Source organism: Helicobacter rappini (assembly GCF_900198625.1).
In the GTDB taxonomy this organism is placed as follows: Bacteria; Campylobacterota; Campylobacteria; order Campylobacterales; family Helicobacteraceae; genus Helicobacter_A; species Helicobacter_A rappini.
In genome coordinates, this window is the sequence record NZ_FZPK01000002.1 from 31,856 (window position 1) to 53,968 (window position 22,113).

A 22,113-nucleotide genomic window follows, 5' to 3' on the forward strand; every position below is an offset into this window, starting at 1 on the left:
ATGGTAAAGAAAACAAATCCAAACATTCCATATAGCTTAAGTGATTTTCCTAAAGTTTTACCGCAAGTAAAGTTTTTTACAAAAGAGCCTATTGAGAACACGCAAAAAGAGATAAAAGCATTTGTCGGTTGGGATGGGATAGTAATCTTTGATCCTTCCCTAGATATTTTACAAACTTTAAAAATCTATGCAAAGCAATATCAAAACTACGCACAATCATGTGGGAGATGCACGCCGGGTAAATATGGCGGCAAAGTGCTTTATGAGCTTTTAGAAAAGCTACAAAATTATGATTATGTCAGTGATTGTGAGGCATTAAAGGATATTGAGAAGCTAAAGGAAGTATGTGAGTTAATGAAAGCTACTTCAAAATGTGAAGTCGGTAAAACCACACCAAATCCTATTCTTCAAATTTTAAAAGAAAAACCAGAAGTCTTTGCAAAAGCCCTGCCTCTATCAAAACAAAAAGATTCTAATTTAGAGAATAGCACGCAAAGTCTAAATGACTTAACAGAGCAATTAAAACAAAGCACAAAGAAACTGCAAGACGCAAGAGACTTTGTAGATAAAGTGCAGCAAAGCATTGAAAGCGGAGTTACCCCAGCTTCCTTAGTCCATGATGTTATGCAAAGAATAGAGAATATAAAGGCTACACAAGAAAAAGAAGATTTAGAAAGCATAATGATAGAATCTGCTAGAAAGATAGCAAGAGAGAGTGTAGATTCTAGCCTAAATGAGCGGACACAAGGTGCAGGGGTGCAAAATGATAGGAATGCAGATTTTAAAAATTACGCCTTAAATTCCGCAGTTAAAAAAGATTCAACACAGAATCTAGATTCTAAAAATTGTCATATTGAGGCGTGTGCTGAAATATCTAGTATAGAATCTAACAAAGATGTTTCGCCTTTTTCAAAGGCTCAACATGACAAGATTTCAGATTCTAAAGAATCCAAAATGCCCACTGCGGAAGTATCTTTAGACAATTTTGCGGGTTATCAAGGTGGAGGCGAAGGGAGTGTATTAAACATACATGACCGAGCCGACACCATAGATTCCCGCAAAAGTGGCAAAGAGACAACGCAAGAGATAAAAACTCACACGCTTATGCCTGTAGCTTATAATATTACGAGAGACAATTCCACTGAAAATACTTTTGAATCTTTAGAGCGATATAAAAGTGCAATCACAACAAAGATAGATAACCTAGAATATATATCAAAAATCACTGCACCATGCACTGATGAGTGTCCATCGCGTGTGGATATTCCAGCCTATATTGAGGGTGTGAAAGATATGCGATATCTTGATTCACTAAGCAGCACAAGGGGGAGTATGCCACTAGCTCAAGTGTGTGGTCGTGTATGTCCGCATCCTTGTGAGAATGCGTGTCGCAGGGCTATTTTAGATGATCCTATTAGCATTATGGAGTTAAAGCGAATTGGTGCAAATATTGAGTTTAATAAGAAGCAGACAAGCAAATGGCAGGGCTACTCTCACCCAAATAATATAGAGACAAGAGAGTTTGCTAATAAGTCAGTAGGTGTTATTGGAGCAGGTCCAGCAGGGCTTAGCAGTGCGTATTACATGGCATTAAGGGGGATTAAAGTCGATGTGTATGAAGCCTTGCCTGTTTTAGGTGGTGAGGTAGCTGTGGGTGTGCCAAACTATCGTATGCCAATTAATGAATATAACCATGATATAGAATCTTTAAAGTCTTTAGGTGTTATTTTTCATACAAATTTCTTAGTAGATTCTAAAAATATTAGTGAATTAGAATCTAAGCATAATGCTTTAGTGATAGCTGTTGGCACAAGGGCTAGTAAAAAGCTTGGCTGTAAGAATGAAAATACAACTCTAAGTGGCTACTTACCAGCGATTAAATTTATGGATTCTGTAAATCTAGCTCAAAAATTTAATATCGGTGAGTTACCGAATCTAGCAGGTAAAAAAGTGGTATGCGTTGGTGGTGGTTTCACTTCTATGGATGTTGTGAGATGTTGCGTGCGGCTTGGGGCTTCTAGTGTGATTATGCTTTATCGCAGAGATGAGGCAACTATCATTAAAAACACTTCAAAAGAAGAGTATCATGAGGCATGTGAAGAGGGCGTTGTATTCCAGTTTTTAAGTGCGGTAGATGAGATAATAGAGCAAGATTCTAGAATCAAAGCCTTGAAAATAAATCGCTATGAGTTAATAAAAAGTGATACAAGTCCAAAGGGCGAGTTAAAACTCATTGAAGATGGCGGGGTTATGCTAGAGTGTGATATTTTAATCCCAGCGGTTAGTCAAGAGATGGATTTCCCTTTAGATTCTAGCTTTGGTGTGGAGATAAGCAAATGGAAAACAATTGCTGTTGATGATGCAAGTTTCTCAACAACAAAAAAGGGAATCTTTGCCGCAGGAGATTGCGTAAGCGGTCCCTTAACGATTGTAAATGCAGTAGGGCAGGGCAGGAGAGTAGCAAGCGTTGTAGCTAATTTCCTACAAACAGGCGAGGTAGCGATTAATGATGATGAGAGAATGGAGGATTTATTAAAGCAAATTGGTGTATTTGATAAGAATAGAGAGATTAAGGGCTTTTTATCAGGCAATACGCGGGCAGTAAGTGATAAATTGCAGCCAGAATATAGGGCAGGTAACTTTGAGGAAGTTAATCTAGGCTTTGATAATGAAATGGCAATAGCTGAGGCGCAACGATGTATGCGGTGTTATTATATTAGCATGTGTGTTGTAGGTTGCGATACAGATTCTAAAGACAAAGAAGCTTTGCAAAAGGAGACAACATGACACAGGCAGATATTGCTATAAAGCATGAAGATTCTAAGACAGAGCGTATTCAAGTATTTATCGATGATAAGGAATGCTATGCAAAAAAAGGGGAGAGTTTATTAAGCGTAGCAAGGAATAATGGTATAAATATCCCTACACTTTGTGATCTTAAAAAGCTTACGCCAACGGGTGCATGTCGCATGTGTGTGGTAGAAGAGGATAATGGCAATATTATTGCAAGTTGCAAAAGCTATGTAGCAAAGCCACTTAGAATCTATACCCAAACAGAGAAATTACAAAAATATCGCAATCAAATTATGAGCTTTTTATGTATCAATCACCCTTTAGAATGCGGTGTATGTGATAAAAGCGGTGAGTGTGAATTGCAGGATAAAGTATTGGAATCTAAGGTTGCAATCCAGCCATTTTTTGCCATTCAAAAGCAAAATGACTATGTGCATTTTCATAATAAAGTCTATAATGAAGCCTTATGTATCATGTGTGAGAGATGTGCTAGAACTTGCAATGAATATGTGGGAAATAGTGTGCTATCCGTGCTTGCAGGGGGCTTTCACTCAAAGATTGGCGTAGATTTTAATGCTTATTGTGAAGATTGTGATGAATGCGTGAGTGTGTGTCCAACGGGGGCTATGTTTTCTACGCGTTTCACTTATACAAGTAATGCTTGGGAGTTAGAGAAAGCTAAATCACATTGTATCCATTGTAGTTTGCACTGCCCTTTGCATTATGAAGTAAAGCATAATATAGATTCTAAAAAAGAAGTCTATCGTATTAAAAATGAAGCCCATATCATGCAGTTATGCCATGCTGGAAGACATAACTTTTTACGCAAAAACCTACAAGATTCTACAACTAATAATTTTAGCTTAAATGAGGCTTTATCACAAATAAATGCCCTGCGTCTTGGGACAAATCTAACAAATGAAGAAATCTATATCGCAAATCTTTTAGCACAAAAAGCAAATAAAAAGCTGTATTGCAACGAGGCTTTATTCTATAAAGAGTTTAATGCGATTTGTAATACATACACAGAAGTAGAGAATCTAAACGCAATAAAAGACTTACAACATAATGGCGTTGTGATTATCTTAGGTAGTTATCTCTATGATGAAATGCCTGTATTGCGTAGTGATCTCTCAAAGCTATCACTCAAAAAAGGGGTGAAAAATATTTGGATAAGCCCTATTGCTGAAGAGAGATTTCAAAGTGATTTAGCAATTACTTATGAAGTATCAAGTGAGCTTGCTATCAGCACGCTACTTTTAAGCCTATTTACAAAGCAAATACAAGATACAATCAGCACTTTAGAATCTAGTCAGGCTTTAAATAACTCACAGACATTAGCCTTATTGCAAAATACTTTGACATGGCTACAAGCACAAGATTTAGCCTATCTTATGGCAGAAAGCAATGTAAGTGAAACAGAATTAGCCCTTTTAGATTCTATATGTAATTATAATAAGCCTTTAGAATCTCATATCACTCAAACTTCTAACATAAAGATTCTAATAGGACAAGATTTCTATCTCTCTAAGCATTATAAACTTATCGCACAGATTTTATCTGCTATTTCTCTTTGCAATAAGAATTGCTCTATTATCCCACTTTGCTATGATAATATCCATGCGATTGGTTTGTTATGCGATTTAGCGTATGATGATGGCAGTTATAATAATGTATTAGGTATCCGCTCAAATGCAGAGTTTAGCATTGCCCCCATGCCTTTCAAACTAGATTCTATAAATAAAGATTCTAAAATAGAATCTAAAAACCCACACAAGCATTTATCCATTATGCCATTGCAGTTTATGGAGGGAAGTGTCATTGATATGTATGGGAATCTCATAAAGCTCTACCCAAGTTTTAGAGATGATAATATCTTTAGTAGCACGAAAGATTGCATACAAAGAGATTTGCTTGATATAAGCAGGGATTATTTAGGGCTAGATTGTGAATATATGATAGATATTACAAGTGAAGTTCCTTTTTTAAGTGAGTTTTTACAAGAAAAAAATATTAAAGATTTTGACTCTTTAGAATCTAAAATGCCTTTAGATTCTAAAAATTTAAAACTCACTTTAGATAATATAGCCCTGCTTGAATATCCAGAAATTGTAATGAGTGAAGGCAGTGGTATTTTTATCTACAAAGCGGCTTTAAGTGGCAATTTAAGCTTTTATCGCAATGAATACAGAAGTGAAAATCTAGTCTATAATGGCAAAGAATTGCATGGAATCTTAAAGGTATCAAAGCAGTTTTGCATTGCTACAAAATTGCAGGATAATGAGATTATCAATCTACAAGTAGGCGATGCTATTCTTAGTGTGAGAGTTATGCAGACTTCATTTATGAAAGGCATGGTAGCAGTCCTTGCGAGTGATTATGTATTCACTTCTACAAAATATTTTGATTATAAAACATTAAAGGCATAGTATGAATATTACGATTGAAGGGCAAGTGCTTCAAGCAAATGATGGGGATACAATCCTTGATGTTGCAAGACGCAATAATATACAGATTCCTACCATTTGCTTTTTAAGCGGTTGTAGCCCGACTTTAGCATGTAAAATGTGTATGGTGGAAGTCAATGGTAAAAGGGTGTATAGCTGTAATGCGAAAGTAAAAGATGGCATGGAAGTTGTAGTCCATAATGAAGAGTTACAAAAAGATAGAAATGAGATTATGACTACCTATTGTGTGAATCACCCTTTAGAATGTGGCGTATGTGATAAAAGCGGGGAGTGTGAGTTGCAAGATTTCACACTTTATACAAAGGTTGATACGCAACAATTTGGCTTACAAGAAGCAGATAAAAAGTCATATAGTTTTGCTCAAAGCTTTTATGACCCAGCATTATGTATCATGTGTGAAAGGTGTGTTACTACTTGCAAGGATAATATAGGTGAAGCAAACTTGAAAGCAGGTAAAGCAAACCTCTTCACACCAGATAACTATAAAGATTCTATGGGGAAAGATCCCTATTCTGTATGGGCGAAAAGGCAAAAAGGCTTGATTGAGTTTGTAGGTAAGAATGAATGCAAAGATTGTGGAGAGTGTATCTCTGTATGTCCTGTTGGGGCTATGACTTATAAAGATTTTACCTATACAAGTAATGCGTGGGAATTAGAAAAGATACATTCTACTTGCACGCATTGTGCGGGGGGTTGCTCTCTTATATATAATGTAAAGCATTTAGATGTAAAGGGTGATTTACAAAAAGTCTATCGCGTGCAAAATGACTTTTTATATAATCCTATTTGTGGGGCAGGGCGGTTTGCCTTTGATATGGTATCTATTGGATCTCGTAATACAACGGCATTGCACCAAGCATTCCAAAGGGCAGATTCTATATTTATAGGCAGTGATGTGAGTAATGAAGAAGCTTTTCTTGCTGACCTGATTGCTAAAAAGCTAGAGATTCCATTAATAAATCATGAAGCCTATTGTTTGCAGCATTTTGAAAATTACTTTTTGCAAGCAAGAAAGCTTTATAATACACAATTTAGCACAGAATCTAAACAAAACTTCTTTGCTACTTTTGAAGACTTTAAAACAAGTCCAAGCTTTATAGCATTACATACTTATTTTAAACATGACGCACCAATTGTTCGCTACAAGCTAAACAATAATCTAAAAATGCAGAAAAACTCACAAGTGATAAGCATAACTCTCTTTAAAGATACGCTTTTAGAATCTCTTGGCAAAAATGTTACACAAATACAAGGTGATAATGCGAATGTTTCACTTATGGGGATACTTGGCTTAGTATTTGCAAATGATTTAATTGATGATTTTGAAGAATGCTTTCCTAATAGCTTAAGTGCATTTATGAAAAAGGAAGTCCAAAAGGTAGAGGGATTCTATATCCAAAAAGAAGCTGAAGAGACTTTGACACAAGATTCTAAAGAGAGTTTAGAATCTAAAGATTCTCAAGTTGAAAATCAAGTGGAAGTAAATCAAGCAGAAAATAAGCAAAATGAAAATCAAGCAGAAGAGAAACAAGCAGACACAAAAAGCGAAGTTGATAATCTAAGTCCCTATGATACAAGTATAATCGCAAACGCATTAAATATGACTGATCTAAGTAGCCTTAAATTAAGCAAAAAAGATGGAATCTTAATGATCTCACAATATGTTTTTGATGAGTTTTTAGCGCATGATTTTACAAGTAGTGAGGGCTATGGATTGCAATCGCATTTCACAGATAAAAATCCCCCCACAATAGAAAATGCAGTGGCAACAGCGATTATGGAGGGCATTACAGAATCTGTGCGACATGATATTATGGATAATGGAGTGAAACTGCAGATTCTAGCTCATTTAATCGCCTTTGTATGCAATAGGCTAAATCTTTCCCTGCTTTATATACCAAAAGGCACAAATACTTTAGGTGTTGCAAATCTTTGTAAGCTTAGTCCAAGTGATACTATAGAATCTCGATATAGCATAGGTATCCGCACAAAGGGAAGCTTCACTCTAGATTCTAATCTCCCTACTATAAAGCCAAATTTTGCACTGCCTACACTCGCACAAAGTGAGGGTAGTATAACGAATCTAGAAAATAGAGTCCTGCCTTTAATCCCTAGTGTGCCTTATTTAGATTCTTGTTTAGAATCTGGACTTGATTTAAGCGATATTACAAGAGAGTTAGAAGCTTTGCCTGATGAGATTTCACATTTAGAGTATTTAAGCGATTTTACAGAATATTTGTATATGAATAATGTCGCTTATAAACAGATTCTACACAAAGATTTAAAGGCTAGTTTTGAGAGAGATGGCAGGGATAATCGCGGCTATATGTTGCTTTTAGATAAAAAAGAAGCACAAAGTAGCCTTGAAGTGAAGTTTTCATTGCGTCCGCGTGAGAATATAGGCTATAATGCGTTATTGCTTGAAACACAGAATCAGTTTAATAACACAACGCGCTCAAGTAAGAATCTACAATCAAAAAGCGGTGTTTATGCAAGTAAAGCATATATGCAAGAGCATGGCTTGAGTGAGGGAGATTCCATATATCTTATACACAATGATATACGCGTTGAGAGTGAGATTTATTGCGATAATGAAATAGATACTATGCTTTTGCTTGTTTCACCTATGATTAGTAATATAAAAGCATTGTTTCAAGGCTATTTTAGCACATCGCTAGAGATTGTAAAGGCAGATGAAATGAATAAGGAAGAAAGGAATAGAGCATGAGTGAGTTTATCATTGAGACTATTATAAAGGTATTAGTTGTTTTACTTGTGTTTTCATTTTTAGGTGGATTTGCAACATATCTTGAAAGAAAGGTTTTAGGATTTTTTCAAAGGCGACTTGGACCTGTTTATGTAGGACCTTTTGGATTATTGCAGTTTGGGGCTGATGCGATTAAGCTTTTTACAAAAGAGGATATTATCCCTAAAGGTGCAAATAAGTTTATTTTCACATTAGCACCCGTTGTAGCCTTAGTGAGTGCGATGACTTCTATGGTTGCTATTCCATTTTTTCCTGATTTTGAGATTTTTGGCTATAAGGTAACGCCGATTATTTCAGATATTAATGTCGGCTTACTCTTTTTTATATCAGTTGGTGCAGTTGGAATCTATGCACCGCTTTTAGCAGGGCTTAGCAGTGGGAATAAGTGGAGTTTAATAGGTGGGGCTAGGGCATGTATCCAAGTCTTAAGCTTTGAGATTGTAAGCGGACTTGCGATTTTAGCTCCCATTATGCTTGTAGGCTCACTCTCACTTGTGGCTATGAATAGCTATCAAAGCGGCAGTGTGCTTGATTGGCTTATATGGAAGCAGCCTTTGGCATTCCTGCTTTTCTTAATCGCAAGTTATGCAGAGTTAAACAGAACGCCATTTGACTTACTCGAGCATGAAGCAGAGATTATTGCGGGGTATTGCACGGAGTATAGTGGCTTAAAATGGGGTATGTTTTTCATCGCTGAATACGCACACATGTTTGCCTTTGGCTTTGTTGTAAGCCTTATTTTCTTAGGTGGTTTTAATCCTATCGGCTTTATCCCCGGTGGTATTGCTATCATTTTAAAGGTATGCTTTTTCATCTTTTTATTCATGTGGGTAAGGGCTACTCTGCCACATGTCCGCCCAGATCAATTAATGAATACTTGTTGGAAAGTGCTTGTGCCTTTGGCTTTGGCAAATGTGCTTATTACAGGCATTGTATTATTATAAGGAGATTGTATGCAAACAACACATACAGAGACAAAGACAGATTCACAAGAAAAGAAAGATTATTATTTTGTGAGTATGGAGAAAATGCCAGAAAATGGCTTTGAAAGCTTTAAGCGAAGCGTGAAGTTAAGCTTAGGGGCAGATATTATCAAAGGCTTAGGCTTAACAATAAAAGAGTTTTTTAGTAAGCCTGTAACGATTAACTATCCTTTTGAAACACAGCCTTTAAGCCCACGCTATCGTGCCGTGCATAACTTGCAGAGAATGTTAGAATCAGGTAGTGAGCGTTGCATTGGCTGTGGTTTGTGCGAGAAGATATGCACGAGTAATTGCATTAGAATCTTAACGCATGAGGGCGAAGATGGTCGTAAAAAGATTGATTCTTACACGATTAATTTAGGTCGTTGTATCTATTGTGGTTTATGTGCTGAGGTCTGCCCAGAACTTGCCATTGTTATGGGGAATCGCTTTGAGAATGCAAGTGAGCAAAGAGCGCATTTTGGTTTAAAAGAAGATTTTCTAAAAGATTTAGAAGAAGCAAAAAGTCATCATCAGCTTGAGTTTGCAGGGTTTGGGTCTGTGCGTCCAAGTGCGGATAAAGAAGTCAAGCAAACGCCGCTAGATTACTAAGGAGTAGGTATGTTTGAGGCTATCGCATTTTATGTATTTGGTGCGTTGTGTTTATGTGCGTTTTTGATTGTCGTTATGACAAATAACATTCTTTACGCACTCACCGCACTTGCTTTTGGTATGATTTTGGTATCTGGTTTATTCTTTTTACTGAATGCTGATTTCTTAGGTGTGGTGCAGATTATTGTATATACAGGTGCTGTTGTGGTTATGTATGCCTTTGGTATGATGCTATTTGATGTGAGTAAGGAAGTCAAAGAGAGATTCCAGAATCAATTTATGGTATGGCTACTTGTAAGTATTTTTGCTATCGGTCTTTTAATTGTCGTTGGCAATACACAAACAACAATCCCATATCAAAATGACAATAGCACAAACGCACTCGCACATTTACTCTTTAAAGACTATCTTGTATGCTTTGAAGCAGCGGCAATCATGCTTTTAATGGCAATGATAGCAGGTATTGGCGTAGGCTCTCATAAGCCTGAATTTACACATGAAGAATCAAATAAAGATTCACTAAGTAAAGATTTATTAGCATCAAAAGAGAGTGAAAAAGATGTATTTAAATATAATCAATCAATACCGCACAATCAATTCTCACAGAAGGAGGCACAATGATTACATTAAATCATTATCTTGTTTTTAGTGCCATTATGTTTTGTATTGGACTTTATGGAATCTTAAGGCGAAAAAATATCTTGCTTCTACTCTTTGCTACTGAAATTATGCTCAATGCTATCAATGTAGCCTTTGTGGCTATTGGCTATTATAAGGGCGATTTGCAAGGGCAGATTATGGCATTATTTGTCATTGCATTAGCAGCAGCAGAAGTTGCCATTGGCTTAGGCTTAGTGCTTATGCTATATAAAAAATATAAAACGCTTGATATTGATAAGCTTAGTAACATGAGGGGGTAATTATGCTTTTTACAACGATTATGCAATATCAAGAACAAATACTTATAGCCTTAATCTTACTTCCACTTATATCCGCTCTTATGGCTGGGCTTAGCTCTACCCTAAAACCCTCCATTATGCTTGGCTATATCTCTTCTCTTTGTATTAGTGCGAGTTTTATCCTTTCGCTTTTATTATTTTATTTTTTAATGAATGGTGGCGAGAGTTTTCATGTTGTGCTGTGGGATTTTATCCAAACAGGGCAGTTTCAAGTAACCTTTTCTTTCATGTTTGATCATATTAATGCAGTGATGATTCTAGTTGTTACACTTGTTTCAAGTATGGTGCATTTTTATTCTATCGGCTATATGGCTCACGATAAAGGTTTCAATCGCTTTTTTGCCTATCTTGGCGGATTTGTATTCTCAATGCTACTTCTTGTTGGTGGCGATAATCTTATGGTGCTTTTCATCGGTTGGGAAGGTGTTGGGACTTGCTCTTATCTACTCATTGGCTTTTGGTATCAAAAAAAGAGTGCAAATGCAGCGTCTATTGAAGCCTTTGTGATGAATAGAATCGCTGATTTAGGTATGCTACTTGGAATCTTTTTAGTCTATACAAGTGTAGGCTCACTCTCATATAATGAGATTTTTATACAATTAGCAAGTAATCCACCAGAAGATTCTGTGCTGACATGGGCGGCTATTTTGCTTTTTATTGGTGCTATGGGAAAATCCGCACAATTTCCACTGCATACATGGCTTGCAAACGCTATGGAGGGACCTACACCTGTTTCAGCCCTAATCCATGCTGCTACAATGGTAACTGCTGGAGTATATCTAGTCATTAGACTAGCCCCACTTTATAATAGTGTCCCACAAGTTGCTTACTTTATCGCATGTCTTGGGGCATTTGTAGCCGTGTTTGCTTCACTTATGGCAATTGTAAATAAGGACTTAAAAAGGATTATTGCCTACTCTACGCTTTCACAGCTTGGATATATGTTTGTAGCGGCTGGACTTGGGGCTTATACAATAGCTCTTTTTCACCTTTTCACACATGCCTTTTTTAAATCGCTTTTATTCTTAGGTGCGGGTAATGTTATGCACGCTATGAATGATAAGCTTGATATTACAAAAATGGGGGCTTTAAATAAGCCTTTAAAAATTAGCATGATTTTCATGTTTATAGGCTCTATTGCCCTTTGTGGTATCCCGCCACTTTCTGGTTATTTCTCAAAAGATAAGATTCTAGAAGTCGCATTTACAAGCTCCTATGAATTATGGATTGTGCTGCTTATTGGTGCTATCTGCACGGCTTTTTATAGCTTTAGACTTTTTACTTTAGTATTCTTAGCTCCAAAAAATCACAATGAGCATCCACATGAAGCAAGTAAGGTTATGCTATATGCTATGACTCCTTTAGCATTCTTAGCTATTGTTGCTGGGTTGTTTTATACTCAATTTGATACTTTCTTATCATCTGTGCTTGTTCCAGCAAAAATACATGTAGATAATATTATCATGCTTATCTCACTTACTCTAGGGCTTGTGATACTCTCTATTGTGAGTGCGTATTTTATGTATAGAAATGGCTATAAAGATGGTAAGAAAAATATCTTACATAAGATTCTAGAAAATGAATACTACATTCCGCATTTATATAGAATCTTTATTGTGAAACCTTTTGGCTTTATATCAGATTTCTTATATCATATTATCGATATGGGGATTCTAGATAAAATAGTTGATGGTATTGCAAAGTGCTTTGTGCTATGTAGCTATATGTTGCGACCATTGCAAAATGGGAATCTAAGCAGTATGCTGCGGTTAATGAGTGCTGGTGTTGCCATTTTATTATGTGTAACGCTTATGTATTTTATAATGAATTAAGCAAGGAGTAAAAGTGGAATATTTATTAAGCTTAATTATTGGTTGCCCCCTTGTAGCATGTTTATTTATATTCATGTTTGATGATAGCGGGGCAAAGCGATTTGGGCGAATTATTTCTTTTATTGAGCTTGGGCTTGTTATCGCTTTATGGATTAGCTATCGTGTGGATATAGCGGATACGCAGTTTTTTACAAAAATATTTTTGATTCCAGCCCTTGGTATTGATTATATTGTATTTGTTGATGGAATCTCTTTGTTTTTGATTATTTTGACCGCTTTTATTATTTTCCTTGCGAATATCTATTTGCAAAGAAGAGATGACGCAAAGCCTTTTGTTGTATGTTTGCTATCACTTGAAGCTATACTTATGGCTCTCTTTGTTTCACAGAATGTATTAATGTTTTATACATGCTGGGAGCTTGCATTATTACCTGTGCTTTATATGGTTGGTGTTTGGGGTAGCGGACAAAAGATTTATATTGGTTTAAAATTCTTTGTTTATACCTTTGCATCAAGCCTTATGATGTTACTTGCAATCCTTTATATTGGCTATCTCTGTTATGAGCAGCTTGGATATTGGAGCTTTGATTTAGGCGTGTGGTTGAGTGGAGATTTAAAGATTCCATTAGATACACAAATATGGCTATTCTTAGGCTTTTTTGTATCCATTGCTGTAAAGATTCCTATCATTCCTTTGCATACATGGTTACCACATATTTATAGTGAAGCCCCAGCCCTTGGCAGTGTTATGCTATCTGCTTTACTTTCAAAAATGGGGACTTATGCGTTATTGCGTTTTGTCCTGCCTTTATTTCCTGATGCAAGCGTGCATTTCATGCCGATTGTAAGCGTTTTAGCCGTTATTATGGTGGTATATGCAGGTATTATTGCCTTTAAACAAAAGGATATAAAAAAGGTTATTGCATATAGCTCAATCTCACACATGGGTATTGTTGTGCTTGGAATCTTTGCGTTTAATAATGAGGGCATTAGCGGTGCGATTTTTATGATGGTAGCACATGGTGTTACAAGCGGGGGGCTTTTCATGTTGGCAGGTATGCTTTATTATCGCACAATGACAAGGCATGTTGATGATTTTGGCGGTGTCGCACATGTTATGCCGCATTACTCAACTTTCTTTGCCATTGTTATGCTATCAAATGTTGGTTTGCCGCTTACTATCGGTTTTGTAGGAGAGTTTTTATCACTTTATGGATATTTTCAAACCTCGCCTATTATGACGGCTATCGCTGGGACTACACTCATTATCGCGGCAAGTTATATGCTCTATCTTTTTAAAAATGTATTCTATGGCACACTCAAACAAACGCATATCACACAATCTCTAAAGGACTTAGGATTTAAAGAGTTCTGTGTGCTAGGTCCTATCGCATTTGTGATTATATGGCTTGGTGTGTTTCCAAATACGCTTTTAAAACCTATGCAAGTCTCTGTGCAGCAACTTGTAGGCACAACCTATACTCTAGCACAAGAGAAAGCAACAAAAGAGCATATCGCTAAAGTCAATAATGGCTTAGTCATAGAAAGGGCAATGCTAAATAATACAATAATGGATAATCTTGGCGAATTACCACCGCCCACACCGCAAAGAGACAGCATGGATTCTAATACAGAATCTCAAAGTATAGACAATCAAAGCAATAGCACAAATAAAGAGGAGTAAATATGAATACGCTAGATTTTTACACTTATTTATACATGTATATGCCTTCTGTCATTTTAGTGCTAGGGGCTATTGTTGTGCTATTTAGCAATGTATTTGCAAGTCAATTTTCACGCAATACAAGCTTATCTTTATGTATGATTTTTATCGCAGCGGCTTTCTTTTTCTGTCTTAGCGTTGGGCATATTGAGAATGTTTCAGCCATTACTCTAAGTGCGGAATATATTATTCTCATCGCATCATTTTGGTTTATATTGCTTACTTTTTCAAAATATAAATTTGTTGAGTTTCAAACACCAGAGTTTTATCCGCTTTATCTATTCTCCATATCAGGCTTTATGCTTATGGTGCAAGGTAATAATTTAGTATTAGTGTTACTTGGATTAGAGATAGGTAGTCTGCCTTTAGCGGCGATGTTAGCGTTTAATCGCAGGATTTATGGCATTGAGGGAGGGATAAAATACTTTGTAGCAAGTGCGCTTGCAAGTATATTTTTCATACTTGGAATCATGCTTTTTTATCTTTATTTTGGTGATTTTTCATTACAAAGAAATGCTATTGAATACAAAAATGTCTTATTACACGGACATGTTTTAGATGTTTTATTGCTGCTTTTTAGTATGCTTTTCATGCTTGCAGGGCTTGGCTTTAAAGTCTCATTAGTCCCATGGCATAGCTGGATGCCAGATGTGTATGAGGCAAGTAATCCTGTGTTAGCAGGTTATGTTTCTGTTGTGCCAAAGATTGCTGGTTTTGGTCTTTTTGCTATACTCTTTTTACCGCTTTTACAGAGTGAGAACGCATCGCATAATTACATTGAATATCTTGTTAGAATCCTTTTACTCATTACTATTACTTTGCCAAATATTATGGCTCTAGTGCAAAAAGATGTGAAAAGAATGCTTGCATTTAGCTCGATTTCGCATTCTGGTTTTGCCCTTGCTTGTATCTATCTTGGGACATTTGATACCTTGATACTTTATTGGGTATTGTTTTTGATAACAAATCTTGGAGCATTTACAATGCTATGGATAGCAAAGCCGCTTAATACGCAAACTCGCTATGATTACGACTTGCAAAGATTCTATGGCTTTGGGAAAAAGCATCCTATAATGGCTTTAAGCATGGCGTTATTTATGTTATCTCTTGCTGGGATACCGCCATTTTCTATCTTTTGGGGTAAGATTTTTATCATTACAAATGCCTTGCAGCAAAATGAAATGCTACTTGCATTTATGATGATGTTAAATAGTGCCATTGCAGTGTGCTATTATCTAAAATTAATCGTTGCTATGTATTTTAAACAAGGCAGCAATGAAATCTTTTATGAAGACAATAGCACCGCTCCCATTCGCTTTGTAGCCTTTATGTGTGCTATCCTTTGTATTTTCTCAATCTTTGTTGTGTCTTATTTGTTTCAATATATCCCCATGCTTGGCATATAAAGAGATGATATATAAAGTTAGTGCATAGAATCTAGTATTGTGTTAGCATTTGTATGGGTTGTGGGGCTTGGAGTGGGATTTTTAGAATCTAAGCTTCTGGCAATTGCTACATAAAGGAAAGCGGAGTATCTAATAGAGATTATACAAGAGATATTTTGCTTATTGGTTTAAAACGACAAAAAAGCCAGATTCTAGTAATTATCGATCGCAAAATATGAAAGATAGATTCCATAAGAATCTAGCCCTAGAGATTATAAACCAAAGGCGATAAAATAAGATTATAAAAAAGTAGGAAAGGTTATGGATAGATTGGAGAATGATTTATTTAGAGAAAATATCAAGATAGCACCGCTTAGTTTAAGAATTGGTGCGTATTTGATTGATATGATTCTATTAAGTCTTGTTATTACGCTATTTTTTTCACAAGCACAGCAAGAAAGATTAGTGCTTGCAAAAGAGACGATTGAAAAAACTTATAGTTTGCCAAACACGCAAACAACGCTAAATAGCACAACAGATAATAGCAAAATACTAGAAGATATGCGTAAAACTTCAAAAGAAGCCTTTGAGATATTATTGCTTTATATGGCGATATACATTGGGCTAGAGATTGTGTATTATTTCTTCTTTGTGTATTATTATGGGGCGACTTTAGGGCAGATTATATTGCGTATAAGGGTTGTGGATGCGTATCGCTTTGATAAGCCAAGTTTGCATGTAAGCATGAAAAGAGCGATAATAAAATGTATCTTTGGAGCAGTGCTTTATGTTGGGTTCATTGTGGCGTTTGTGGATAGATTCTATCGTGCATTACATGATAAAATGAGTCATACCATCGTGGTTACGGCATAGAGTTTCTTATGTATTATATTGCCTTTAAGATTCATAAAAAAAATGTGATATTCCTAAAATGGATTCTGTATGTATTGCTTTTTTTTCATTTTGTCTATGGAGTAGAACAGCTTACGGATATACAAACTTCACAGAATCAAAATAGCGCAACACTCTTTTATGATTCTAAAGAGCAACAAGTATTGCCGACATTTTCAGACACTAAAAAAGAAGATTCTAAAGACATAAAACAAACTATGAGTGAGAGTGAAAAGAGGGAAAATGAAAAGGGCTTGCAAACAGGCGTAAGCAAAAAAGATACAGATTTTTCAAAACTTTTTGAGCTTTTAGGTGAAGAGATAGAGCATTATGACAATTATATGGTTGTGCGTGGTAATGCGATATTGAAAAATAAAGAAGCCTATATCATCGCTGATGAGATTATCTATAATCCCGAGTTAAAACAAGCTAGATTAATGGGTAATGTCCGCATTTATAAAGGCGACACACTCTCTGTGATTGCAAAACAGGCGACAGTTTATCTCAATAGTGATTTTAGCATTATCAGACCCTTTTACATACAGGACACAGACACAGGCATTTGGACTCATGCAGAGAGTGCTAGCTCTCAAAAGTCAATCTATCGCTTTGCAGATTCTATGGTTTCAGGTTGTTCTTTTGTAAGTCCTGCATGGCGTATTGATTCAAGCAAAGGGGCGTATGATAAGGAAAAAAATACACTTGCTTTATGGAATCCTAGAATCTACATTGGCGATGTGCCGGTATTTTATCTGCCTTACCTTAAAGTCTCACTTGAGAATAAACGCACAAGCGGTATTTTATACCCAACTTTAGGTAGCTCAAGCACTGATGGCTTTACCTATATTCAGCCCTATTATGTAGCATTGCAAAACTTCTGGGATATGACTATTAGCCCACAGGTAAGGACTTCAAGGGGTGGTGGTGCAAATTTTGAGTTTAGAGCTATTGATAGCAGTAACGATAAATATATCTTGCATTTCAAGTATTTCTACAATAATGATGAATATATGCAAAAGCTAAATCTACTCAATCAGCATGTTTATGGTTTTGATTTCAAACATAGCAAAAGAAATGTGATTCAAAAATATTTTGGTGCTAAAACTAAGCTTGATAATGCTATGTTTTTTGACTTAGCATTTATGAATGACATTGATTATATGCGACTTGATGATGTGAGATATTTTCTCAATCAAACCTCATATATCTCAAAGGCAAATCTTTACGCTCAAACAGATAATCACTATTTTGGTTTAAATCTACGCTATTATCTAAACCTTTACACACAAAATAACTCAACGACATTTCAGAATCTCCCAAATATTCAATATCATAAATACATGGGATCTTTATTTATAAAAGAATTATTGTATTCGCTTGATTATAAAATGCAGTATGCGTATAGAGATAGTGGCTATTCGTATTTATCAAATGAGCTTTCCATTCCCATTGGTATGCAGTTTTCATTTCTCAATAAATACTTTTCTATTGGAGCATGGCTAAATGTCTTTGCGGGGAATACCTATGCTACAAATACAAAAGATACTATAATCTATACCGCCCCAAATACTTCTATCGCTATGCAAGAGAATATGGGTAATTACGCAAATCTTAATTATAGAATCTCTGTAAATAGCGATATTGGGCGAAGATATGGGAACTTTTTCCACTCTATGCAAACTGCAGTTTTATTTAATGCCCCAGTTGATAGAGTGGTATTTACAAATGGAATCTTAAGTCCAGAGATTCTAAAAACCTATACGCAATTACCCGTTGGTGTGCTTGATGCAATACAAAATGGTGCAAATATTTGGAATCCACAAAATTTTGGCAATATCTATCAAATGATAAGGCGGCTTGACCTTAGCATGTCAAACTATATCTATAATCGTAATGGTGCTGAAATCTTTTATTGGAAGCTTAGTCAGTCCTTTAACTTTGATGATACAATCTCACCTTTGCGTATCCCTATGGAAAATAAATTTGGCACAACGCCACTACCGGGATTAAGCTTAAATCTTAGCCTTTTTTACTCATGGTTTTATAGTAATTTTACTGAAATAGGGGTAAATGCCTCATATACAAAAGGGGCGTATGCAGCAAGTATTTCTTACTTCTTAAAACGAGATGATGCGGCATGGAGTATTGATCCTACCACACTTACTTATAAGCCCATAGACTCGTCAAATTATTTGAGTGCTTCACTGCGTGGAGATTTAGGCTATTTTGGATTAGTAGCGGATTTAGGTTATGACTTCAGGACGCAAAATATCGTTAATGTGGGTGTTGGCGTATATAAAGACATTAAATGCTTTGGTATTGGACTAAAGGCTGGGAGTAATAGAACGCCTATGCTATCACAAGGTAATACAATCAGTGTAATTGATAATATCTATGTGAAAGCAGAATTTAGATTCGTGCCTTTAACAACCTTTGGTTATACTTACAGGCTACGACCAGTTATAGAGCAGCAAGACAGATAGATTCTAACAGAGATTCTAAATAATAGAGGAAAAATATGATAGCAACGATATATAAAGGGTTTGCACAAAGTGCAGCCATAAGCCCAAAAAATGCAAAAATGATTTTACGACATTCACTAAGAGATAAGATACCGCCAAATGAAACAGGCAATGATATTTTACTCACTCGTGAAGGTGAAGTCATGGCAGAGCATTTTGGATTGCATTGTAACTTCTCTATTGCTAAAATACACACAAGCATAATTGAGCGGTGTATCCAAACCGCAAATCTTTTTGCAAAAGGCTATAAAGAATCTAAACATAAAGAATTAGAAATAATCCATACAAATATACTTACAGATACCTATATCAATGACTTAGATAAAGCAGTAGAGTTATTTAAAACACAATCGCCTTATTCCATAATATCTGCGTTTTTGCGTGGTGAGAGTTTGCCCGGTATGCGTGGTGTGGAAGAGAGTATGAAAACACTCTTTAACTATATCTTTGCTGATAAAACTTGTGAAGATATGGAGATATTCATCACGCATGATACTTTCTTAATCGCCATTGTTTGCTATTGTCATAACCTGCAACCACAGCTTGATGACTTTAACTGGCCCTATATGCTAGAGGGTGCATTTCTCTACCTTGAGAATAATCATATACATTGTATCTTTAGGGGTATTGATAAATCAATCCCTTTTGTGTTTTGAGATTATGAGAAAATGGGATTATAGTGTGTAAAATATAGTAAGAAACTAGAATTGGTGGTAAATTTACTTAAATTTATTCTTTTTTTGTTAGAATCACATGAGTATTTTTATTTGCTATTGCAAATATTTATCTTTTTGGGAGTAAGTGTAATGAGTGGTAAAAATTGGGGAATGAAATTAAAGGGCAAAGCTTTTATATTAAGTGGTATTTTGCTAAAACGGGTGCAGACAAAATACTTATGTGTCTCTGTATTTGGAACTACGCTATTGCTGTGTAATGTGGGGTATGCAGAGGATAAGTGGCTGGAAGCTGGTGGAAGAAGCGATTGGACTGTTGTTTGTCATAGTTTTGCGTGTCATCTTGGTGGAGAGTCTGCATATGATAAACTAAGCATTTACGGTGGGGATGGAACCGGTAGCTATAATTTTTCAAGCATAAAGTTAGAAACAAATAATTTTGGAGGGGAAAGGGGACTTACTATTGAATCACATAACCCTCATAATGGAACAATCACGATAGATGATCTCTACACTTCTCATACTGGTGCGGTAGGCTTTGGTGGAAGTGTCAGTATTAATGCGAATACAAAAATCGGTGGTTTAGCACATAATAATGCGGGTGGTGGCACAACCCTAACCGTGAATGTGGGGCGAGAAGTGAGTGTTGGGAAACTAGGCGGACAAAATCCCACTGCTATCTCGGTACAATTTACAAAAAATTTAGAAATAGATAGAGTATCTTTTAATCAAAATGGACTTGCTGGTTCTCAAGGTAAAATCAACCTAAATGCAAAAAATGTTACGATTGGTAAAGCTGCTGGTAGATTATCGCAGGTTTTAAACGTCTATGCAGAGGAAAACATTGTTGCAAAAGATGTGTATTTTGATGGTATTGATGGGGTTGGTGGCTTTGCGGTGATTCCAAAAAGTGAGATAAGATTTAATGCAAATAATGGTGGTTTTACTTCAGATAGCATTAAAGGCATGGGACATTCTAATATCTTTGTTAATACAAAAAAAGATATAGTGGTAGGGAATGTCGGTTTTGCCGTTGATATTTGTATCACTCAAGCTTGTGCGGGTTGGATAGAGCTAAATAGTAAAGAGGGTGATGTTATCGTAAAAAGTGTAACTGGTGGCACAGCGAATGAAAGCGGTATTGGCTCATTTAATACACTTCAAATCAAAGGCAATAACTTCTATGCTGGTAAAGTGGAAGCAATCTCTTTGGTTACTTCGCTAAATAATAGCTATCTTGATTTAAGCGGTGTAAAAAACACCACCTTTATTGATGATTTGCAATTTAGAAATGGCACACTCAAAGCAAAAAACTTTCACTTTAATAACTTCACTGTGTGGAAAGCAAATGCAAATCGTGTGGGTTTTGAGCATCCAACTGATGGCAGTGCATATACAACCGTGAGTGAAAATATCGGTAAAAGCTTCATCAATAATCTGTCAATGGAAATAGGCACAAGTCATACAGCAGATTCTGCGGCTTTGTGGTTTAAAGGTGGCGGTGATATCCTAAATATTAACTATGTTGCCGCAAGACCTACAAGCTATATAAACTTTGGGGATATTAAACAAGTAAATATCAACGAGCTGAGTGCAATGGAAGCTGATATTTATATGAAAACAGGGATTTTTAACACCATTACAAACAAAAAAGGACAGACAATCATCACAAATGGTGCTTCAAAAATCACAGCTAACGCCCTAAATGTCAATGAGCTTTTGCATATAAAAGATTCTAGCAAACATAGTGGTGTTATGAAAATTGAGCTAAATGGCAGTGAAGAGATAAAACAGGAATTTGACAAATATCTAAATGTTGGCGTAGATTCTAAAGATTTAAAAAATATGAGTGGTGATGAGATAGCTGAAATCATTAAAAAAGCTGAAGCAAATGGAAGTAATGGCAATACAACAGACTACAAAAACGCAAGTGGCACATATATCACAACAAGTGATGGCAAACATTATCTAGTCTTACCAGATATTATGACAAATGAAAATATTACAAATAGCACAGGACAAGTTGCAAATGGTGGTAATATCTTAATAGAGCAAACCGAACTCACAAAAGGTGCATTAAATAACTATGGAAAGATTCTAATCGATGATGGCTTTGTAGATGGAAATAAACCGACACTCTATCTCACAGGTAATCTCAATAACCACAATACAATAGATTTGGGAGCTAATGGACATATAGAAGTAACAGGAAACTTTAATAACAAAGGTAAAATCCTTTTTAGCATTCAAGCAAATCCAAATGATTCTAATAATGAAATAAAAAATGCAAGTATGAATATCAAAGGCAAAGCAACACTAGACATATCACCCGGAAGCACAGGGGCATTACAAGCAGATATAGCAGATTCTAAGACTTTATCGAGTATAAGTAATCAACTTAATGGTAGTAATGCTGTGGAATACAAATTAATCACAGCAGAATCTATAAGCTACACTTACACACAAGGGGATTATACTACGACTTTTGGCAAAGATACCAATAACGGCACAACCATAAGCACAAC

The 22,113-nt window shown here is 35.9% G+C and carries 12 protein-coding genes and 2 pseudogenes; all 14 read left to right on the top strand.

Annotated elements, in window-relative coordinates; genetic code table 11:
• Entirely contained in the window at positions 1-2,787 is a 2,787-nt protein-coding gene (locus tag C6H17_RS00185; protein WP_005217166.1) for an FAD-dependent oxidoreductase, read from the top strand.
• The gene (locus C6H17_RS00190) at positions 2,784-5,222 is read left to right on the top strand and encodes a 2Fe-2S iron-sulfur cluster-binding protein (protein ID WP_005217168.1); all 2,439 of its coding nucleotides are present in this window, start codon (positions 2,784-2,786) and stop codon (positions 5,220-5,222) included. The genes C6H17_RS00185 and C6H17_RS00190 overlap by 4 nt, the downstream gene beginning before the upstream one ends.
• A 1-nt stretch (position 5,223) precedes the next feature.
• Positions 5,224-7,989 carry an NADH-quinone oxidoreductase subunit G gene (locus C6H17_RS00195; protein WP_005217169.1) on the top strand — a complete coding sequence of 922 codons (2,766 nt, stop codon included), beginning with the start codon at positions 5,224-5,226 and terminating at the stop codon, positions 7,987-7,989.
• Positions 7,986-8,972, top strand: a complete 987-nt coding sequence (gene nuoH, locus C6H17_RS00200; RefSeq protein ID WP_005217170.1) for an NADH-quinone oxidoreductase subunit NuoH — start codon at positions 7,986-7,988, stop codon at positions 8,970-8,972. The genes C6H17_RS00195 and nuoH overlap by 4 nt, the downstream gene beginning before the upstream one ends.
• A gap of 9 nt (positions 8,973-8,981) precedes the next feature.
• A pseudogene (nuoI, locus tag C6H17_RS00205) lies at positions 8,982-9,599 on the top strand (NADH-quinone oxidoreductase subunit NuoI); the annotation flags it as partial.
• Positions 9,600-9,611: 12 nt separating this feature from the next.
• The gene (locus C6H17_RS00210; RefSeq protein WP_005217174.1) at positions 9,612-10,223 is read left to right on the top strand and encodes an NADH-quinone oxidoreductase subunit J; all 612 of its coding nucleotides are present in this window, start codon (positions 9,612-9,614) and stop codon (positions 10,221-10,223) included.
• Positions 10,220-10,522, top strand: coding sequence for an NADH-quinone oxidoreductase subunit NuoK (gene nuoK, locus C6H17_RS00215; protein ID WP_005217175.1), 303 nt, complete (start codon positions 10,220-10,222; stop codon positions 10,520-10,522). Before C6H17_RS00210 ends, nuoK begins: the two co-directional genes overlap by 4 nt.
• Before the next feature lie 20 nt (positions 10,523-10,542).
• The gene (nuoL, locus tag C6H17_RS00220) at positions 10,543-12,393 is read left to right on the top strand and encodes an NADH-quinone oxidoreductase subunit L (protein WP_005217178.1); all 1,851 of its coding nucleotides are present in this window, start codon (positions 10,543-10,545) and stop codon (positions 12,391-12,393) included.
• A gap of 13 nt (positions 12,394-12,406) precedes the next feature.
• Entirely contained in the window at positions 12,407-14,077 is a 1,671-nt protein-coding gene (locus tag C6H17_RS00225) for a complex I subunit 4 family protein (RefSeq protein WP_020995518.1), read from the top strand.
• A 2-nt stretch (positions 14,078-14,079) separates the two neighbouring features.
• Complete coding sequence (locus C6H17_RS00230; RefSeq protein ID WP_005217182.1) at positions 14,080-15,522, top strand: NADH-quinone oxidoreductase subunit N; 1,443 nt, start codon at positions 14,080-14,082, stop codon at positions 15,520-15,522.
• A gap of 300 nt (positions 15,523-15,822) precedes the next feature.
• A complete protein-coding gene (locus tag C6H17_RS00235) occupies positions 15,823-16,374 on the top strand; it encodes an RDD family protein (protein ID WP_005217184.1) in 552 nt (183 codons plus the stop codon).
• 8 nt (positions 16,375-16,382) lie between these two features.
• The gene (locus tag C6H17_RS00240) at positions 16,383-18,875 is read left to right on the top strand and encodes an LPS-assembly protein LptD (RefSeq protein WP_020995519.1); all 2,493 of its coding nucleotides are present in this window, start codon (positions 16,383-16,385) and stop codon (positions 18,873-18,875) included.
• 35 nt (positions 18,876-18,910) lie between these two features.
• A complete protein-coding gene (locus tag C6H17_RS00245; protein WP_004088620.1) occupies positions 18,911-19,570 on the top strand; it encodes a histidine phosphatase family protein in 660 nt (219 codons plus the stop codon).
• Between the two features lie 150 nt (positions 19,571-19,720).
• Positions 19,721-22,113, top strand: a pseudogene (locus tag C6H17_RS00250) (autotransporter domain-containing protein); the annotation flags it as partial.